Consider the following 19,418-nt stretch of genomic DNA (forward strand, 5'->3'; position numbering starts at 1 on the left):
GCACCTCCCTATCCCGATTATTGGCATCACCCCGCCCGACAGGATGATAGATCACCAGACCCTCTCCGCCCTGTCGAAGGTCAATGATGCCGGAAATATCGTACTGTCCGGAGGCTGCAGCCCGCGATAGCGCCGCTCGCCGCTGTTCATTGAAGGCGACATTGAAACCGATGACATCGTTGTTGCCGCTCAGGGGTTCCAGCCAGCGGATGATGTAGTTGCGGTCAATCCATTCAATGGCCTGGTAAACCCCGAAGTCTCTCAGATAATTGCGCGCATCCTCACGCCAGAGCGCCTCGGTCTGGGATGGATTGGCCTGCATGCGCATGGCCATACGCCCGATGGCATCGAGGTGCACCATGAATTCTCGCTCAAGGTTGTTGGCGAGTGCTCTGGCTTCATTGCTGAGATTGGTCTGGATCTGGTGGGTATTCTGCTGGATCAGGCCAACCCGGAGCCCGGAGGCAATACCCAGAAACACCAGGAAGATCAGAACCGGGAAAACCGGGCTCATCAGCGCACGAACGACCAGTCTGATGGATGTCTCGGGTTTCTCCACATCATGCTCCGGAGTGAGTGGGTTCTGGATACCTGGGTTAACGGCAGGCTCGCGCTGATTATGAATGATTTGCAACGCTCTTTGCCATTAGCTGTTTGATTCGGCCCTCTAGAGCGAGACCGAAAGCCCCATCCGGCAACGCCGCTTTGATTTCTCTGGTGGGGCTGTCCGCGGTGGTCTGGCTGCCCAGGTCCATAATCCGCGGTGTAACCGGATGTTTGTTATCATCCAGCAGGATTTCCACTTTTGGTTTTAACTTGCGTCCTGGGTGGGTGCTGACCACCAGAGCCACTTCACCGGTATTCAGTTCCACCAGACTGCCGGGGGGATAAATCCCGATCATCCGGATAAAGGCCTCCACCATGTCGGCATCAAACTGCTGAGCACGATTTTTATACAGGATGCGAACGGCGTCGGCCGGTGACATGCCGTCACGGTAACAGCGGTCGCTGGTCATGGCATCGTAGGCGTCGACAATGGAAATCAGGCGAGCAAACCGGCTGATCTGCCATTCGGGCAATTGCTGCGGATAACCCCGGCCGTCGATACGTTCATGGTGATGCAGGGTCACATCGCTGATGATCGGGTCCAGGCTTGGGTCCTGTTTCAGGAGTTCATGGCCAAGAGTGGTGTGTTTCCTCATCACCTCATATTCCTGGGGGGACAGCGGCCCGGGTTTGTTGAGGATTTCGTCCGGTACCCGCAATTTGCCGATATCGTGTAAGAGCCCGCACATGCCGGCCACTTCCAGATCATCTTCAGGCAGGCCCAGAAATCGGGCAAAGGCCACAGTAAAAATGGCGACGCGCAGACAGTGTTCGGCGGTGTAGGCGTCGCGGTTCTTGATTCGGGCCATCCAGAACATGGCACTGGCGTTGGCTTTGACACTGTCTACGCAGGAACGAATCAGGGGGCGGGCGGAGGCCAGCTCCAGATCGTTATGCTGCTCGATGTCCCGGATCACCTTTTCCACAAATTGCTGGGTCCGGCTCCAGGCGTCGGCAGCCCGGGGCAGTTCCTGTTCGAGCGTGCGGGTTTCCTGCAGGGGTTCGGTGGTACGTTGTTTCAGGTGGGGAATCTGATCCAGAATCGGGGCCAGCTTTTCAGCCTCATCTTCGACCACGACCCAGGCGCAATACTGGCGCAGTACCCGGGCTTCGGCCTCTGTCTGCAGGGTGAAACCCTGGAACAGAACCGGCACTTCGGTCCAGGGGCGGTCAAGCTTGACCACTTTCATGCCGGACTGAAGCAGGTCCACGGGCAGACGCACCCGTTCCAGTACAACGTCTGCAGACGCCTTGGGAGTGCTCTGAACATCGCGGCCTTTAGCGGCGGCTCTGGACTTGCCTGGTTTACTTCGGAACCACATGGTCCTGCCAGTCTTCGAATTATTGTTCAGAGAGTATGTCAGACTGTCGCAATTGGTAACAGTTACGATCTGAAACTGTGATCTGGCTCTTGATCCAGCTCAGCTTCGGCAGCCGGTTTTCATGCCGGCTACCGATATCAGTCATGCACCAGGGACAGTAAGACAGGTCAGCGTTTGGCCGGGGTGCGTAGGCCGTGCCGCGGTATTTCCTGCTTGGGGCAGCGATCCATCACCACCGTCAGGCCGGCGGCTTCGGCACGCTGGGCGCCGGTTTCATTGATCACACCAATCTGCAGCCAGAGCACCGGAACCTTCTGCTCAATGGCCTGATCGATCACGGCATCGGTACGCTCAGGAGCCAGGAAAAGTTCCACCATATCCACTGGCTCTGGAAGTGTGGCGAGGTCTGCATAGACGGTTTCGCCCAGAACCTGCTGACCGGCCAGGCGCGGGTTAACCGGAATCACCCGATAGCCCTGGTGCTGCAGGTATTCCATCACTTCATGGGAAGGCCGGTTGGTCTTCTCGCTGGCACCCACCAGGGCGATGGTATTAACCGATTCCAGAATCTCCCGGATCTGTTCGGGGCTGTTGCTGGGCATAATGCAGATTCTCCTAGTCGCGACTGGCTTCCAGAGTCACGGAAACCGATTCTGCATAACGTAGCGCATGGGGCTTGTCGATTTCTACCTCGGCCCAACGCACGGCGCCATGTTCCATGACGATGGTCAATACTTCGTGGGTCAGGCGCTCCAGCAAGGCGAACCGCTGGCCGTCCACATGGGCGATAATCTGCTTGGTAATGGTCCGGTAGTTGAGCGCAGCAGAGATTTCATTGCGCTCGATAGCCTCCGAGGCATCGTAGGTCAGGCAAACGTTAATCACCACATCCTGCTGGTTGTTGATCTCTTCTTCCTTGATGCCGATATAGGCACGCAGCAGAAGATTCTTGATCTGGACACGGGCCAGTGGTTTCTGGGCGTTTGCCATAACAACTCCCTGGGGTCAGTCGGATGTTAGCGGTTGCTTGAAATCAGATTCAGGAACTCGGTCCGGGTTGCCTGGGATTTGCGGAACTGCCCGAGCATCATGGAGGTTTTCATGCGCGAATTCTGCTTCTCGACGCCGCGCATCATCATGCACATGTGCTGGGCTTCAATGACCACCGCAACACCCTTGGCCTGGGTAACGCTCTCGATGGCCTCGGCGATCTGCCGGGTCAGGTTTTCCTGAATCTGTAACCGGCGGGCATACATGTCGACAATGCGGGCAAACTTGGACAGGCCCAGCACCTTGCCCTGGGGCAAATAGGCGATGTGGCACTTGCCGATGAAGGGCAGCATATGGTGTTCGCACATGCTGTACAGCTCGATGTCCTGAATCACCACCATTTCGTCCATGGCGGATTCAAATACGGCGTTGTTGACCAGCTCTTCGAGGTCCTGCTGGTAGCCGCGGGTGAGGAACTGCATGGCCTTGGCTGCACGCATGGGCGTGTTCTGGAGGCCTTCTCGATCCGGGTCTTCGCCCAGGCCCTGGATAATGGTGCGGTAGTGATCGGCCAGATCATCAAGGGGTAGAGACATAATTGATTCCGGTTTGGGGTGTCTGAAAAAGGCCAAAGCTTAAGGCAATTCGCCGGGTATCTCCATGGTTTACGTCTGTGGCTCTGAAAAGGACCACCGCACAGGCCGCCAAAGGCGATATGGTCGTGGCCGCAGCTTTGCACTAAAGTGTGAGGGTTTCGGGTACGGTCATGGATTGCACATGGAACAGGTGATACCGGGTTCAGAAGTGGCGGCCTCTGGTCGCCAGGACACATTTACGCTGGAAGCCTGGCAGCAGGCTGGCAAATGGTTCAGTTACGAGGGCCACGCCATCTTCAGCCGCATGGGCGGGCAGGGGGAGCCGCTCGTTCTGCTGCACGGTTTCCCGACCGCGAGCTGGGACTGGAGCCGGATCTGGCCCATGCTGGTGCGCGAGCATAACCTGCTGACTTTGGACATGCTCGGTTTCGGCTTTTCCGATAAACCTTTGCATTATTCCTACAGCATCGAAGATCAGGCGGATTTGATTCAGGGCTGGATTGAGGGGCTGGGTCTGGAGCGGGTCCACCTGTTCGGCCATGACTACGGCACCACCGTCGTCCAGGAACTGCTGGCCCGCGAGCAGGAGGGCGAGCTGTCGTTTGCCGTCAGCAGTGTCTGCCTGCTAAACGGTGGTCTGTTTCCGGAAGTTCACCATCCCCTGTTTATCCAGAAGATTCTGCGCAGCCCCCTGGGTGGCCTCATTGGCCGGGGCCTCAGCCGATCGCTCTTCGAACGCAACTTTCGACGTCTGTTCGGGGCGCGTAATCCGCCGGGCCGGCAGGACATGGACGACTTCTGGCATTTGCTGAACTACAACAACGGCCGGGGCGTGTTGCACCGCCTGATCCAGTTCATGGAGGAGCGTCGTTGTCACCGCAACCGCTGGGTCGGAGCGTTGCAAAAGGCGGAGCAGCCCATGCGACTGATTTCCGGCGGTGCCGACCCGGTGTCCGGCGCCGCCATGGCCCGGCGCTATCGGGAGCTGATCCCTCAGGCCGATGTGGTGATGTTGCGCAATGTCGGGCATTACCCCCACTTTGAGCAACCCTGGGATGTCTACAGCGCCTACAGGGAGTTTCGCAAGGCGCAGTAGCCAGCTCAGGCCGGTGTGGTGCCGCCGGTGGCCGGGTCTGCCATTGGTGCCGGATCCGGGATGTCCTCCTGGCTGGCGAGCCTGGGAGCGTTCACCACCTGATTCCGGCCACGGGATTTCGCTTCGTACAGAGCCTGGTCTGCCCGGTTGAGCCATACTGACCAGGTCTCGCCCTGGGTGACTTCCGCCACGCTGGCACTCGCGGTAACCCGGATGTCATCCAGAAACGGCCGGGCGCTGATGCTGGTCAGCAACTGATGCGCCAGGGTGTCGGCGTCTTTCTGCCGGGTTTCCGGGAGCACGACCATGAATTCTTCGCCGCCGATACGGAACAGCTGATCGCTCTCCCGCAACCGCTTGCGTACCCGCAGCGCCATTTCCTTGAGCACCTTGTCTCCGGCCAGGTGGCCCCAGCGGTCATTGATGGTCTTGAAATAATCCAGATCAATCAGTACCAGGCTGGACACCCGTTCATAGCGTTCCCGCATCTGAATCTGGCTGTTCAGGATGTCGGCCAGCTGGGAGCGATTCAGGCAGCCGGTCAGTGGATCGGTTGTCGCCAGGCGGGTAAGCTCGGCCTGCAGGCGCCCCACCAGCCAGGCAAAGATCATGGCAAACAGGCAACTGAGACCGAGTGAAAAGGTAATGCGCCAGAAGTCTGCCTCTGGAAACTTGAGGAAAGACACCACCGCCATGACCGAGACAAACACGACATTGCAGAAAATGGCTTCACGCAGGGGAAGCAGAAAAAACAGGGCAATGGCCGCAGGATACGCCCAGTAGAGCCCGGCGTGGCCATTGATGAGAGTGGAATAGGCGGCGCACACCACGGCCAGAATGGGGAACAGGCGGCCTTTGAAGAAATAGGTGCTTCGAAAACGCAGGAATGCGATCACCAGGGCCGCGTTGGCGCAGAACAGAATCAACAGGGATGACAGCAGCACGTTGCCATGCTGCCACTGCACCATGACCAGGGGGGCGACCGCAATAAAGGCCCAGATGTGCAGATGGTAGACCAGCTGCCGCTTGAACCCGAGAACAGCCAGGGTCGGGTTGGTTGCCAGGGTATTTGGCGAGGCAAAAAGATTCACAGCCTACTCCCGCTGTTCATAACCGGCATGTTTCCGTTTGTAATCGATGGCTCCAGTCTAGCACGGAGTGTGATGGGCGAAAGCAAAAACCACGGATCGACGTAATTCGTAAAAACTATGCCGGAGGCACCTGTTATTCAGAATATACATAGCCGTCATGAATTCTGTTCAGTTGGCCGTCTCCAGCCGGTCGGATACACTCGCCGGACACTTCAGGGGAGAAAGGAATGACTGCCATTCACAGCCGGATGCCGGCACTGACCATCCGAGCGGGACGCCGGGCTTTGCAGCGCCTGCAGCAAAAACCGCTGGGGCCCGAAGATGTTCACGTGATTCCGGGGGCAGCCGGTGGCCCGAAGGCGCTGGGAATCAGTGGCCTGGACAAGGCCATTTTTGGTGACTGGTTGCCGCAGGCTCCCCAGGAAAGGGCCCTGATCGGATCTTCCATCGGCAGCTGGCGGTTTGCCGCCATTGCCTCTTCAGATGATCCCAAGGCCCAGTTGGCCCGCCTGGCCGAGCTGTACACCAGTCAGCGATTTGCCAAAGGCGTCAGCGCTGCGGAAATCTCCCGCAAAAGCATACTGTTTCTGGAGGAGCTGCTGGGGGGCCGGGAAGACTTTCTGCTCAGCCATCCCTGGTACCGGTTGAGCATTGTAGTAGTGCGCAGTCTTGGCCTGTTGCAACACGATACCCGGGGCAGGCTGAGCCTCGGGTTGATGCGGGCTATCAGCGCCAACATGGTCAGCCGCCGGCACCTGGGTCGTTTTATGGAACGTGGCATTGTGCACGATGCCCGGGGCCGCGCGCCGGTCTCAAGCCTGGTGGATTTCCCCAGTCATGAAGTGCCCCTGAGCCGGGATAACCTGTTGCCGGCCCTGCTGGCGTCCGCTTCCATTCCTCTGGTGATGTCCGGAGTCCGCAATATTCCGGGCGCGCCAGAGGGTGTATACCGGGATGGCGGACTGCTCGATTATCACCTCGACCTGCCTTACCAGCAGCCTGGCATTATCCTCTATCCGCATTTTACGGATCGTGTGGTTCCCGGCTGGTTCGATAAAACCTTGCCCTGGCGTCGGGGCGATGCCAGTCGACTGCAGGATGTCGTGCTGGTATCGCCGTCACCGGATTACCTGGCAACCCTGCCGGATCGCAAACTGCCGGATCGAAAGGACTTCGAGAAGTACGTCGGCGATGATGCCGGTCGCGAACGAGCCTGGCGTCGAGCGATCTTGGAGAGTGACAGGTTGGGTGATGAGTTTCTTGAGCTGGTTGAGAGTGGGCGGCTGCTGGACCGGATTCAGCCCTTGTGAGTCGCTGGTAGATCGCGCTGGCCGTCTATGCGGGCCCTAGTCCGGGGTAGCACTGAGCCGAAAGCCGGTAATGCCGTGGACGGGATCCTTGATGGTTTTCAGGCGCAGACAGACCCGCACTGGCCGGGCGTCCTCGGCCCCGATCAATGCCAGGTCGGTTCGGGTCAGGTCTTCCTCGCTGCGGGCGCTGTCCAGGCTCTCCCGGAACCGGCTGCGGTCTTGTTCGGATACCAGTTGTTCAAATGGCTGATCGGTCAGGTCGGAGGGCGCGCGACCGAGCATGTCGGCAATCTGGGCGGACACAAACCCGATGCGCCCCTGATGATCCAGTTCGGCGATTACCGCTCCGCCCAGCCGAACCAGATCCCGGCTTCTTGCTTCGCTGTCGTTCAGCGCATGCCGGAGCACAGACTTCTCCACCCGCAGATTGGTAATCTGTTGTTGATCGCGATCGAGTTGTGCCTGTTGCTGCCGGATTCTGGCATTGCGGATGGCCAGTCGACGGCAGGCAACCAGCATCAGTAAGGCTGCGAGTACCGAGATACCGGCACCTGCAGTAAGAATCTGCCAGCGCGCCTGGTTCGAGGCCCGGTCTATCCACCCTGCGCTGGGCGTGGTGGTGACCATCCAGTGCCTGCCGGGCAGTGTCAGCTCGGTACGCAGGGCCTCGGAATCCCGGGGCTCGTCTACGTTGCCGAGCTCCAGCACAGCCTGTTTGGTGTGTCTGGCGAGAGTATCGATTCGAAGCTGCAGGCCCTCGGGCAGATCTGTCGCCAAAGCTGAGGTCAGCGATGCAGGCAATTGCTGCCCCGGCGTGTGTTGTAGTCGGGCTGCGATCGTCGCAACCAGAGCCTGATGCCTGGCATGGTAGGCCTCAAGACCAAGGTCAGCGATAGTTCGCGCCAGGGTGTTGGCCAGTGCCACTGACACCAGTATGCCGATACCCAGGATAACCCCGGGCATCCAGAGACCCGGCCAGAGCCGGAATCGGGTGCCGGGTGTGTTACGAAGGTCGCTGTCCATGCTGGTGTGCTCCCGCGAGGCCTTTGCTGCTCGGATACCGCCTAACTTTAGACCAGCAATACCGGCCCGGCAATTCGGGCGCCGCCCTGTGCTGACTGGTGGCGCGGACGGTCAGTGCCGGCTCTGGCGGGCACCTGCATACACCATCAGGAACACCAGAAATGCAGTGACCACCACCGATGGTCCGGCCGGCGTGTCCAGGTACCAGGACAGGGTCAGTCCGCCGGACACCGCCATCACCCCGAAGACCACTGCCAGGGCGGTCATGTGTTCGGGATTGTGGGCCAGTCGGCGTGCGGTTGCGGCCGGAATAATCAGCAGGGCGGTAATCAGCAGGACGCCGACAATCTTCATGGCCACCGCAATCACCAGCGAAAACATCAGCATCAACGCCAGCCGCAGGCGTTCCACCGGAATCCCTTCTACCCGTGCCAGTTCCTCATGAATGGTGCTCATCAGCAGGCCGCGCCAGAGCAGCGCCAGCAGAGACAGGATAAAGGCGGCGCCACCGTAGATCCAGACCAGATCCTGTCGGGTCATGGCCAGCAGATCGCCAAACAGCAGGCCGGTCAGGTCCACCCTGACATCCGGCATGAAGCTCAGTGTTACCAGGCCAATGGCCAGCGCGCTGTGCGCCAGGATGCCGAGCAGGGTATCGGTAGCCAGGGTGCGGGTCCGGGACAGCAGCACCAGGGCCAGCGCAATGAGCACACAGGTAATCACCACACCCAGATTCAAAGGCACGCTGATCAGAAAACTAAGCGCGATGCCCAGCAGGGCCGAATGGGCCAGCGTATCTCCAAAATAGGCCATGCGACGCCAGACTACGAAGCAGCCGAGGGGACCGGCCACCAAAGCCACGCCCAGGCCGCCGAGCAGCGCCCGCCAGAAGAAGTCGCCCAGCACCGCATCAATGATGGTCATGGCTGCAACCTTCGTGGGCGTCCGCGGTAGAGACGACATCGCCATGGAGGTTATGGCGATGGTTGTGATGGTGGTGATAGACCGCCAGAGACTCGGCAACCTGATGACCGAAGGTTTCCACAAAAGCCGGGTCCTGGGAAATATCCTCCGGATATCCGCTGCAACATACGTGCTGATTAAGGCAGATAACCCGGTCTGTGGCCGCCATCACCAGATGCAGATCATGGGAGATCATGATGATACCGCAGTGCAGCTCATCCCGAAGCTGGCGAATCAGATCGTAGAGTGTGGCCTGGCCATTGATATCGACCCCCTGGGCGGGTTCGTCCAGCACCAGCAGATCGGGTTTCCGGGCCAGTGCCCGGGCGAGCAGCAGTCGTTGTTTTTCGCCGCCGGACAGGTGGTGGACGGACGCATCCAGTAGATGCGCGACCCCGGTCCTTTCCAGAGCTGCCTTGCAGTCTGACAGTGCACGTCCGCTGAGCAGCATGAAGCGCCGGACACTCAGTGGCAGAGTGGGCTCCAGAGTCAGGTGTTGGGGTACGTAACCGATCACCAGGCCGGGCGCCACCGATAATTGACCGCTGGTCGCCCGCTGAATCCCCAGAACGGTTTTGATCAGCGTGGTTTTGCCGGCACCGTTCGGGCCGATGATGGTGACGATATCGCCCCGGCTCACGGTCAGGTTGACCCGATCAACCACCGGCCGGTCGTCAAATGCCACCGTAACCTGTTCTAGCCGGACCAGAGGGTCAGTCATTCGTTTGCTCCCCCTGACAGCGGGGGCAGAGGCCAGCCACTTCGAGGGTAACGTCGTCAGGAAGGAAGGCTTCCGCGCGCGCCGCGGATTCGATGGCCTGATTGAGTTCCGGCATGGCCAGTTCCAGCACCGTGCCGCACTGTCGGCAGATCAGAAAAGTACCGCGATGATGTTCACCTGCATGGGCACAGCCGACGAAGGCGTTGAGCGAGGCAATCCGGTGAACCAGTCCATGTTGAAGCAGAAAGTCCAAGGCCCGGTAGACCGTGGGGGGGGCGGCGTTATGTCCATCCGAGGACAGTTTGGCCAGAATATCGTAGGCGCCCAGCGGCTTGTGGGATTGCCAGATCAACTCCAGTACCCGTTCACGGATCGGAGTCAGGCGGGCGTTTTCATCGCGGCAGATGGCATGGGCATCGGACAACGCCTGGGCGACACAGGCCTGATGATTATGGGGACGGTAGGGAAGTGCGCGTTCCGGCATGGCGTGGATCCTGCAAAATTTGCAATATTATAACATTTGCAGGCGGCCACGCCATGCCGACCGGAGGCTCAGTGATGTGCGTCGACGGCCAGGGATTCCAGGTATTCCAGATTCGGGATCCAGGCTGGCTCGCCGTCTACTTCCACCTGCATCAGGTCCGCAGGGCCGGGGTCGCCGTCCAGTTGTCGGATCTGGTCTTCCATCAGGCGCGCCTGGCTGGGAATGCCCTGGGTGACCAGGGCCATGAACGGGGTGCTCTGGTGATTCGGGCCGATGGTATTGAGGATAATGATGCGGCCACGGTTGTCACCAGGGATGGTGAGCTTGTTGCCGTTGGCGGCATCGTAGGAAATGACCGGCAGTGTGAGCCCGCGCCAGTCCAGGAATCCGGCCAGCCAGTCCGGTGTATTGGCGCCGGCATCGTTGCTGGTGAAATCCACCACCTCGGCAATGGAGACGTTGGGCAGCAGGAGCTGGCGGTCCGAGACCGGTATCATGACGCAGGACAGGGATTGGCTGTTTTCACTCATTGCTTGTTACCTCAGGCGGAATCCCGTTTTTGCCGGCCCTTGAGCAGGCAGTTGTTCTCAATGACTTTTACCAGTTCCCTGGCCAGTTGCTCCGGAGTGCCACAGAAACTGGCGCAGCCGGTGGCGGCCACCGAATCGGGCATGGAGCTGTTACCACAACTGGTGCTTTCCTGAACCCAGATGCGGCTGCCATAAGCCTTCAGCATGGGTGCAGCGATAGCGCCGTCGTTGCCCATGCCGGAAAACAGGATGGCATGGCAGTGTTTGCCATAGTGATCCGCCACGTTCAGCAACACCTGATCTATCGATGGGCCATAAGGGCCCGGCCAGGGATGATTCTGTTCCGTCAGCTGGCCCTGGCGATCAAAGCACCACTCTCTTTCTACCGGCATCAGCACCACATCGCCATTGCGTACCCGATAGCCCTCCTCGGCCCGCTTCAGCGAATAGTGGGCGTGCCGGCCCAGAACCCGGGTGAGGACTTCGGTAAAATTGCCATCAATATGTTGTGCATAGATAAACCCGACCGGTAGCCTTGGCGGCAGGTGATCGAGAAAGGTCTTCACCGCTGCAGGACCGCCCAGCGAGGCTCCGAGAATCCAGACTTCCTCAGCCACCGAACCCGGCGCCGCCGGAGTTATCCAGTGTGGCAGCGTAGGCGCGTCCACCGCATCTGGCGTGGTCTCGGCCAGCTCTTCAATGTCGTTGGCGGTATCCAGCTGCTCCAGATGCCCGAGCTGTTTTTCCAGCTTGTCGAGCAGCCGGCGTTCCCAGCGGAAGTATTCCGTGGTGCCGGGCTTGGGAGCCTGGTCCAGGCCGAATAAGACCGGTGCTTCTGTATTTTCCAGCAGATGCTCGAACAGTGCCGGATGATCCGCTTCGTCTTCCAGGGTCACCAGCCAGAGCGCCGCGTCCGGAAACGCCGGGTAGTCCATCAGCCGTTCGGGATCTCCCGAGAAGCTGACGTCCAGGCCAAATTTTCCGGTCGCCGCCTGCAGCCGATGCCGTTGCAGCACCACATCGGACACAATCCCGACGCCAGGCCGGCCGTTAGGGCCGGCCATCACCGGTTCCCGGTCAGCCGCTTGATGGTGTCAAGCAGCTCGGTTTCCTGGAACGGCTTGCCAAGGTACTCGTTGACCCCGATGGCCAGAGCACGTTCCCGGTGCTTCTCGCCCGTCCGCGAGGTGATCATGCAGATCGGCGTATCTTTCAGGTTGTCGTCGTGGCGCACAAAGCTGGCCACTTCGAAACCATCCATACGGGGCATTTCGATATCGAGCAGGATGATGTCCGGCCGGTGGTCCTGAAGCTGGGCAACGGCGTCGAGACCATCTTTGGCGGTCACCACTTCCATGCCATTGCGCTCCAGCAGACGGGAGGTCACCTTGCGCACCGTAACGGAGTCGTCCACCACCATAACCGTCGTGGCCTTTTCCTCGTAGCGGGCGCTGTCCCGTGCCTTTTCCAGATTCGCCAGGCGCTGGCGTTCGGACAGGATGTCGGAGCGGATCATCGCCGGCAAGTCGAGGATTACAACCACGTTGCCGTCACCGAGAATGGTGGCACCGGAAACGCCCCGGACGGAACTGAACTGCGGCCCGAGGGATTTAACCACGATTTCCCGGCTACCCATCAGCTGGTCCACCTGTAGAGCCATGGGCTGCTCCGCGCCGCGCACCAGAATGACCGGCAGCGGCAGGGCCTGGCCCTGAAGCTTGGGCTGGTGGTCACTGTTGAGCAGGCTGCCCAGGTACTGCAGGCGATACTGCTGGCCGGCATACTCGTACATGGGGGCATCTGGCTTGTAGTACTCTTCCAGCTCGTAGGTGCTGACCCGGACAATACCTTCGATGGTGTTGAGCGGGATGGCGTAGAAATCTTCCCCGGTGGACACCATCAAGGCCCGGTTGACCGACACGGTGAACGGCAGGCGTACGGTGAAGGTGGTGCCACGGCCCAGGGCGGAATCGATGTCGAGGCTGCCGCCGAGCTGTTTGATTTCGCTGGCAACCACGTCCATGCCCACGCCACGACCGGAAATCTGGGTAACCTGCTGGGCGGTGGAGAAGCCCGGCTGCAGAATGAACTGCAGGATTTCCCTTTCCGAGAGGTCTTCGTCGGCGCGCATCAGGCCCTGGCGAACGGCCTTGTCGCGGATAACGTCGGACGGAATGCCTTTACCGTCGTCCATCATCCGCAACACCACATCACCGCCTTCCCGGGTCAGGGACAGAACCACTTCACCTGTGGCCGGTTTGCCTGCCTTGGTGCGGTCTTCCGGCGTTTCGATGCCGTGGTCCAGCGCGTTGCGGAGCATGTGCTCCAGCGGCGCGACCATCCGCTCCAGAATGTTCCGGTCCATTTCCCCTTCAGCATTGCGTACGTCGAAATCGACTTTCTTGCCGAGTTCGCCACTGATCTGGCGCACGATGCGGCGCAGACGGGGCACCATGGAGGAGAACGGAATCATCCGGGTCTTCATCAGACCTTCCTGGAGTTCCGTATTGATCCGTGATTGCTGAACCAGCAGGGTTTCGGTGTCCCGAACCCGCTCGGACAGGGTTTCACGCAAATCAGCAAGGTCCGAAGTGGATTCGCTCAGGGCCCGTGACAGCTGCTGGATAGAGGAGTAACGGTCCATTTCCAGCGGATCGAAATCGTCGCCGTAATCCGGCCCATGCTCCTGCTCGGCCCGGAACAGGATCTGCGCTTCGGTTTCGATATCCATGCGCCGCAGCTGTTCCCGCAGACGTTCGATGGTGGCGGCCATTTCGTCCAGGGTGTAACTGAAATCACTGCTCTGTTGCTCCAGGCGACCCCGGGTAATACTGGTTTCACCGGCCAGGTTAACCAGCTCATCCAGCAGCGGTGCCGATACCCGAATGGTTTCCTGGGCGGCTCTTTGCGCATCGGCCGCTTTCTTGCGTGCCTGGGCCGCGGACTTCTCCGGTTTAGCAGGTGCCGGAACCGGTTTGGTTGGGGCTGGCTCCGCAGTGGTGGCCTTTGGCACCGGCGCGGGCTCTTCGCGAACCGGTTCGGGTGCTTTCTCCGGTTGCGGGGCAGGTGCCTGTGCGCCGGATTCAAAGCGTTTGCGGATATCCGCCACCAGCGCGATGATGGCATCGTGATCGCCGGTGATGGCCTGCCATTGCTCCTCGGTTGGCGCGTTACCGCCCAGATCGATCAGGCGGGTCTCGAAAGCATGAGCCTTGTCGCCAAGCTCGGAGAGCTGGGACAAACGGGCGCCGCCTTTGAGGGTATGCAATGCCCGTTGTGCTTCCCGGTTGAAGTGCTCATTGGCCGGCTCACGACGCCAGTCATCCAGTAGCTGCTCCAGCTGGTCCATGATTTCGCCAGCTTCTTCCAGGAAGATCTCGAGCACTTCAGGGTCTACGGAGTCCGCTTCCGCCGTTTCAGCCTGCGGTGATTCGGTTCCGGACGTATCTTCTGCTGGCGCGGCAGTACGCAACGCGTTGATCAGGGCCGCATCGGCGTCGGGCTTGCGACTGTCTTCCAGCGCATCAAGCATGGATTTCAGGCTGGCCGCGGCGCGGTCACTCAGGCCAAGCATGGCCGACTGGTCCCGGTCGCCGGCAATCAGCTGGTCCAGGGCGTCGGCCCAGGCTTCGGCCAGATCCGCAATCGGGTCCACATCCGACAGTCGCGCGCCGCCCTTCAGGGTGTGCAGTTCCTGTTGCAGGCGGGTAATGCCAGCCAGCTCCTCCGGCTCCTCGCGCCACTGGTCGAGGCATTCGGTAATGGCCTCGTGGATTTCCAGGCCTTCGTCCAGGAAGATGCCAACCAGATCGTCGTCGGTGGCGTCCTCCAGGCTCTCGTTGAGGCTGGCCGCGGATTCTTCGGATTCCGCCGTCGGCTGTTCACTGATTTCCAGTTCTTCCAGTTCGCTAACGTCGGGCTCACCCGGCTCTGACTGCGGCGGTGCCTCCGAAGGCAGGGATTCGCCGCGCAGAATGGCCTGAACCTGATGCACCAGTTCTTCGGCTGGCGGGCACGGCTTCTGGGTCGCCACCTGCTCTACCATCTGGGCCAGGCGGTCGTGGCAGGCAAACAGCAAGTCGGTCATCTGACCGCTGGCTTCAAGCTGGCCTTCGGCCACTTTTTCGAACAGATCCTCAAGCACGTGAGTGAGATCGCCGATGGCCTCGACTCCGGCCATGCGGGCGCCACCCTTGAGGGTATGCACATCACGCTGCAGTTCGGCAGCAACCTCCCGGTTCGAGGGGTCTTCGCTCCAGGTATGCAGGGCACTGCCGGTGGAGTTGATCAGGTCGTAGGCTTCTTCCAGGAAAATGCCCACCAGTTCCGGGTCCAGATGGGACAGATCGGTGGCCTGGAGCTCTTCCTCCTCTGCACCTGCAGTTTCTTCGGTGCTTTCCTCGAGCTCCGGCTCCGGCAGGGTCAGCTCTTCGTCTTCCGGCTCCGCAGAGTCGTCGGTGTGTACATCGGTTACCGGGCGAGTGCCACGGGCGCCATCGATGTAGGCATGAATCTCGGTGATCAGATCCGGCGCGGGCCTCGGCGGCTCACCGGCTTCAAGTGCCTCGACCATGCCGGCAAGCCGGTCATGGCAGCGGAACAACAGGTCAGACAGAGTGTCATTGATCGAGAATTTCTGCTCGGTCAGTCCTTCAAACAGGTTTTCCAGTTCGTGGGACAGGTCACCCACGGCCGGAATGTCGGCCAGTCGGGCGCCACCCTTGAGGGTGTGCAGGTCACGCTGGAGCAACCGCAGGAGGTCCAGGTTTGAAGTGTCCTCGCTCCAGCTGTGCAGGGCTTCCGCGGTGCTGTCAATCAGGTCGCGGGCTTCCTCCAGGAAGATTGCTGCCAGCTCGTCGTCCATGGCCTGATCGTCTTCAGACGTTTCCGGCAGTGGCGGCGTTTCTGTCAGCTCAGGTTCTTCTGTTGCCTGCTCCAGTTCATCCATTTCCAGGCTGAGGTCGATCTCTTCCAGATCGTCGGTGAACTGCTGCTCGAACTCATCCGGTTCTGCGGGTTCGGCTGCGGTTGCCTGTGCCAGCGCCTCGAGTTCCTGAATCAGTTCCTGGCTGGGTTCAGTAGCCAGCCCGGCCGCCACCTGATCCATCATGTTAATCAACTGCTCATGGCCGGCGCGCAGGGTCTGGAATACATTATCGCCCGGCGGCAGGCCCTGCTCTGAAATCGCGGTGTAGGTGCGGGTCAAAGCGGCGGTCAGTTCGGCAACATCGGGCAGATTGGCGTCCGTCGCACCCTGGGTCAGTTGCTCCAGTTCGGCACGGAGGGTTGCCAGTGCCTCGTCCTGCTGCGGGTTTTCAGACCAGCGATCGAGAATGCTTTCGGCATCCAGAACGATATCCAGGCCTTCACCCAGGAACAGCTGTACCAGCTGTGACGACGATTTCCTGGCGGGTTGTTCGTCGTCTGCCTGGGCATGGCTGGTGAGTGTCTGCTCACACACCTGGTGCAGGCGCTCAAGGTACTCGTCGGTGCCTGCCAGCGGTGCCTGGGGATTCTCCCGAATCTGGGCAAGCCCTTGGGTCAGGAAGCCCGCCGCATCACTGATCAGCGCCAGTACGTCGCGGTCTGCCCGTTTGTTCTGGGCCCGGGATTCTTTGATAAAGCGCTCAAGCGGCGTAATGACTTCCGCAATCGGCGCGATACCGGCGGTGTTGGCACTGCCTTTCAGGGTATGCAACGCCCGAGAGAGATCGTCCGTGTAGGCGGCGGTGGCTTTGTCGCCCGCAGCCTCCAGGTATTCCTTGATGGTCTGCAGATGGGTTTCGGTTTCGTTCTCGAAGATATCCAGCAGCACCGGATCCACTTCGTCTTCTCCGGGCAGGGCATCATACTCAATGCTGTCTTCCGGAGTGACGGTACCGGCCGTTGTTTCCTCTGCAGACTCTGTGTCGGTGTCCACCAGCGGCATGGCGGTGGCATCGGGAATTTCGCCATTGGCCAGGGCATTGGCCCGCGCCTCCATGGCAGATGTGTTCAGGCTCGGCGCCTGGCGTTTCTCAAAATCGGTGACCAGCGCCGGCACCGAATCGGTGACATCCTGAAGCAGCTGGGCAATATCATCATTCATGAACACGCTGCCGTCGATCACCCGGTTCAGCATGTTCTCGACCGACCACGCCAGCTCCCCGATCACGGTAGCGCCAACCATCCGGCCACTGCCTTTCAGGGTATGAAAGGCCCGTCGAACTTCTGCCAGGGCACTGCGGTCATCGTGCTGACGTAGCAGCATGGGCAGGTATTCGCGAATGGTGTCGAGTACCTCGCCAGCTTCCTCAATAAAGATCTCGAGGATTTCGTCATCAATGAGATCGTCACTGTCGTCCGCTTCTTCAACTTCGCTCGTTGGCGCGGTAACGGGCGTTTCGGGAATTTCGATTTCGTGCTCGGCGGCGGCCTCGTCTGCAGTTTCTGCTTCGCCTGTGGTCTCTCCGGCCGCCTGTCCGGTTTCTGCGCGTCGGGTCGTTGCCAGCGCTTCAGCCTGTTCAATCAGCTCGTTGACGTCGCCACTGGTCTCGCCGTTCCGGAAGTCCTCAATCAGGGAAGGAACACGGGCGTTGACCTGGTCCACCAGGGTGAACATGTCATCGGTCGGTTTGATGGTCTGGTCGATGACCCGATTGAGCAGATTTTCCACCGACCACGCCAGTTCCCCAATGCTGGTGGCGCCGACCAGGCGGCCACTGCCTTTGAGGGTATGGAAAGCCCGGCGAACTTCAGTCAGAGCTTCGCGATCGTCGTGATCCTGGCGCAACCTCGGATAGAACTCGTGGATGGTCTGCAGAACTTCTTCCGCTTCCTCAACAAAAATGCCGAGTATTTCATCATCCAGCAGCTCGGCATCAGAGGTTTTGGCCTCTGGTGCGGTGGTCTCTTCGGCGCTGGCCTCAGGTTCTTCAGCCACGGGTACTTCAGCCGGGGCCTCTTCGGTTTCTTCCGTCAGGCTCCAGGTGGGCTCCTGTCCGACCGGGAAGCCGAGACTGGCGAGGCTGTCTTCGGCCACGCGCAGGATAGCGTCGTTATCGCTGATGCCATCTGCCAGTCTCTCCAGGTAATACTCGATACTGGTAACGGCATCGGCCAGGGTGTCGAGCTGTTTCCAGTCCGGCACCTGTTTGTTGCTGAGCAGTACGTCGGTGACGTAACGCTCGGCTGAGGCGAGCATATCGGCAACGCGATCCAGTGGCACCAGGCTCAGACCGCCACGGATACTGTGCAGGAGTCCGGGTACGTGTTCGATTTCACGGGCATCCCACTGGGAGGCAATGAAATTGACGATGGCGGATTTAACCTGCTCCAGGGTATTCCGGGATTCGCGGATCAGCGCTTCGCTGGCCTCTCCGAGTTCACGGGAGCCCATGTTGATGGCGGAGGCTTCCTCGGCCGAGCCGGAAGACTGCTCCGGGCGTCGCTCGCTGTCGAGACCAGCCAGACTGGCCTCTACGTAAAGCAGGGCACCGGCAATGTCCATCAGGGTGCCATCGTCGACTACTTCGGCCTGCTGGCAGAGTTTTTCTACCAGTTCAATCTGTTCGGTGACGACCTTCCGGGGAATGCCAAGACCGAGAACGGCCAGGGTATTGGCAACCTGACGCAGGCCGGGCAGTAACTCGTCCAGTTCGCTGTTCTGACGAAATTCGGCCCGCACAAACAGGTCAAGCTGATCTTTCAGTCGAGCCAGTTCTTCGTTGAGGGCACTGACCACGGAGTGGATGGCGTCCCGGCCTGGACCGGATACCCGGTTGCGGGCCGCATCCACGTCGTCTTCCGAGGGCAGGGCGCTATCCAACTGATAGGCCTGACGCAGTGCCTGAACTTGAGGGCGATCGAGATCCCGGGCGCGGGCGACGTAATACAACAGGTGTTTGAACAGCGCTTCCGGAACCGGCTGCTGAAGGATATCCGCATGTTCGTCGGTGAGCCGGCGGATCTCGGAATCCAGTTCCCTGAGCAGGGATTTGACGGCGGTGTTCACCGGGTTGACCCGGGCTTGCAGAGTGTCGACAAAGGCGCTGGCCGCTTTCCAGAGTTCGCCCCGGGGCGTTTTCTGGCACAGGCGCACCAACCGCTGGATTACCTTCTGCATGTAATCGAAATGGGCGTCGAGGTCCGCCTCGCGAACCACGCCAGCAAGGGCAAACTGGTACATCTGGCGCAGCTTGCGCAGGTGGCCCAGGACTTTTGGATCGTGCAGGCGTTCAGACACCTTGCCGCTGACCCTCATCTGTGACGCAGAGAGATCCGGCTTGAACAGGGAGGTGTCGGACAACAGGGAGTCGCCCCGGGCGGCCCGGAGATCGTTGAGCAGCGGCAGCAGAACCATGGGAAAGTCATCGCTGCTGCTGCCAATGTGCTCCAGATACTGTGGCAGCTGCAGAATGGCCTGCATCAGAACGTTGACGGCATCGTCAACGCTGGTCACGGTTTCGTTGAGAATGGCCTGGGTCAGTTTTTCCATCTCTTCGGTGAGCAATGCTGCACCGTAGAGTTCCACCATTTGCAGGGTACCGTGTACCTGGTGAAGGTAATTCAGGCAGAAGCGCAGGCGCGCAGTGTCGTCGCGATTCTCGACATACGCTTCAAGTGCATGCTGGCCCTGGGTCAGCGTGTCCTGTATCTCTCCCCGAACCCAGTCGAGGGCGATGCTGTCATGGTGATTGCCCATAAC

15 protein-coding genes are annotated in these 19,418 nt (G+C 60.1%); 2 read left to right on the forward strand and 13 right to left on the reverse strand.

Annotated elements, in window-relative coordinates; translation table 11 throughout:
* The 5 genes from Q675_RS0119120 to folE form a co-directional block, all read right to left on the reverse strand.
* Positions 1-559, reverse strand: a 559-nt coding sequence (locus Q675_RS0119120) for a CHASE domain-containing protein (RefSeq protein WP_031211183.1), incomplete at its 3' end; no start/stop codon positions are given.
* Positions 560-617: 58 nt separating this feature from the next.
* A complete protein-coding gene (locus Q675_RS25135; protein ID WP_022991340.1) occupies positions 618-1,928 on the reverse strand; it encodes an HD-GYP domain-containing protein in 1,311 nt (436 codons plus the stop codon).
* A gap of 167 nt (positions 1,929-2,095) precedes the next feature.
* Positions 2,096-2,530: a CoA-binding protein gene (locus Q675_RS25140; protein ID WP_014423007.1), complete on the reverse strand. Its 435-nt coding sequence runs from the start codon at positions 2,528-2,530 to the stop codon at positions 2,096-2,098.
* 13 nt (positions 2,531-2,543) lie between these two features.
* Positions 2,544-2,918: a dihydroneopterin triphosphate 2'-epimerase gene (folX, locus tag Q675_RS25145; protein WP_014423006.1), complete on the reverse strand. Its 375-nt coding sequence runs from the start codon at positions 2,916-2,918 to the stop codon at positions 2,544-2,546.
* Between the two features lie 26 nt (positions 2,919-2,944).
* Positions 2,945-3,514 carry a GTP cyclohydrolase I FolE gene (gene folE, locus Q675_RS25150; RefSeq protein ID WP_011787185.1) on the reverse strand — a complete coding sequence of 190 codons (570 nt, stop codon included), beginning with the start codon at positions 3,512-3,514 and terminating at the stop codon, positions 2,945-2,947.
* A gap of 181 nt (positions 3,515-3,695) precedes the next feature.
* On the opposite strand from folE, the gene Q675_RS25155 reads away from it, so the two are divergent.
* Positions 3,696-4,610, forward strand: coding sequence for an alpha/beta fold hydrolase (locus Q675_RS25155; RefSeq protein ID WP_022991339.1), 915 nt, complete (start codon positions 3,696-3,698; stop codon positions 4,608-4,610).
* Between the two features lie 5 nt (positions 4,611-4,615).
* Here the strand turns inward: Q675_RS25155 and Q675_RS25160 are convergent, their stop codons facing one another.
* Positions 4,616-5,701: a sensor domain-containing diguanylate cyclase gene (locus Q675_RS25160; protein WP_023010903.1), complete on the reverse strand. Its 1,086-nt coding sequence runs from the start codon at positions 5,699-5,701 to the stop codon at positions 4,616-4,618.
* A gap of 227 nt (positions 5,702-5,928) precedes the next feature.
* Here Q675_RS25160 and Q675_RS25165 point away from each other — a divergent pair, with 227 nt between their 5' ends.
* On the forward strand, positions 5,929-7,011 hold the full coding sequence (locus Q675_RS25165; protein ID WP_022991338.1) for a patatin-like phospholipase family protein: 1,083 nt from the start codon (positions 5,929-5,931) through the stop codon (positions 7,009-7,011).
* A 36-nt stretch (positions 7,012-7,047) separates the two neighbouring features.
* On the opposite strand, the gene Q675_RS25170 is transcribed toward Q675_RS25165, so the two are convergent.
* The 7 genes from Q675_RS25170 to Q675_RS25200 form a co-directional block, all read right to left on the reverse strand.
* A complete protein-coding gene (locus tag Q675_RS25170) occupies positions 7,048-8,034 on the reverse strand; it encodes a PAS domain-containing protein (RefSeq protein ID WP_022991337.1) in 987 nt (328 codons plus the stop codon).
* Between the two features lie 111 nt (positions 8,035-8,145).
* Positions 8,146-8,958 carry a zinc ABC transporter permease subunit ZnuB gene (gene znuB / locus Q675_RS25175; protein WP_022991336.1) on the reverse strand — a complete coding sequence of 271 codons (813 nt, stop codon included), beginning with the start codon at positions 8,956-8,958 and terminating at the stop codon, positions 8,146-8,148.
* The gene (gene znuC / locus Q675_RS25180) at positions 8,945-9,718 is read right to left on the reverse strand and encodes a zinc ABC transporter ATP-binding protein ZnuC (RefSeq protein ID WP_022991335.1); all 774 of its coding nucleotides are present in this window, start codon (positions 9,716-9,718) and stop codon (positions 8,945-8,947) included. Before znuC ends, znuB begins: the two co-directional genes overlap by 14 nt.
* Positions 9,711-10,202, reverse strand: coding sequence for a Fur family transcriptional regulator (locus Q675_RS25185; protein WP_011787178.1), 492 nt, complete (start codon positions 10,200-10,202; stop codon positions 9,711-9,713). The genes znuC and Q675_RS25185 overlap by 8 nt, the downstream gene beginning before the upstream one ends.
* Before the next feature lie 68 nt (positions 10,203-10,270).
* The gene (locus tag Q675_RS25190) at positions 10,271-10,732 is read right to left on the reverse strand and encodes a chemotaxis protein CheW (protein WP_011787177.1); all 462 of its coding nucleotides are present in this window, start codon (positions 10,730-10,732) and stop codon (positions 10,271-10,273) included.
* Between the two features lie 11 nt (positions 10,733-10,743).
* Positions 10,744-11,796, reverse strand: a complete 1,053-nt coding sequence (locus Q675_RS25195; RefSeq protein WP_022991334.1) for a chemotaxis protein CheB — start codon at positions 11,794-11,796, stop codon at positions 10,744-10,746.
* Positions 11,796-19,415, reverse strand: coding sequence for an Hpt domain-containing protein (locus Q675_RS25200; protein WP_023010904.1), 7,620 nt, complete (start codon positions 19,413-19,415; stop codon positions 11,796-11,798). Before Q675_RS25200 ends, Q675_RS25195 begins: the two co-directional genes overlap by 1 nt.
* Between the last annotated feature and the right edge of the window lie 3 nt (positions 19,416-19,418).

It is taken from the genome of Marinobacter sp. EN3, from assembly GCF_000475315.1.
Lineage (GTDB): Bacteria > Pseudomonadota > Gammaproteobacteria > Pseudomonadales > Oleiphilaceae > Marinobacter > Marinobacter nauticus.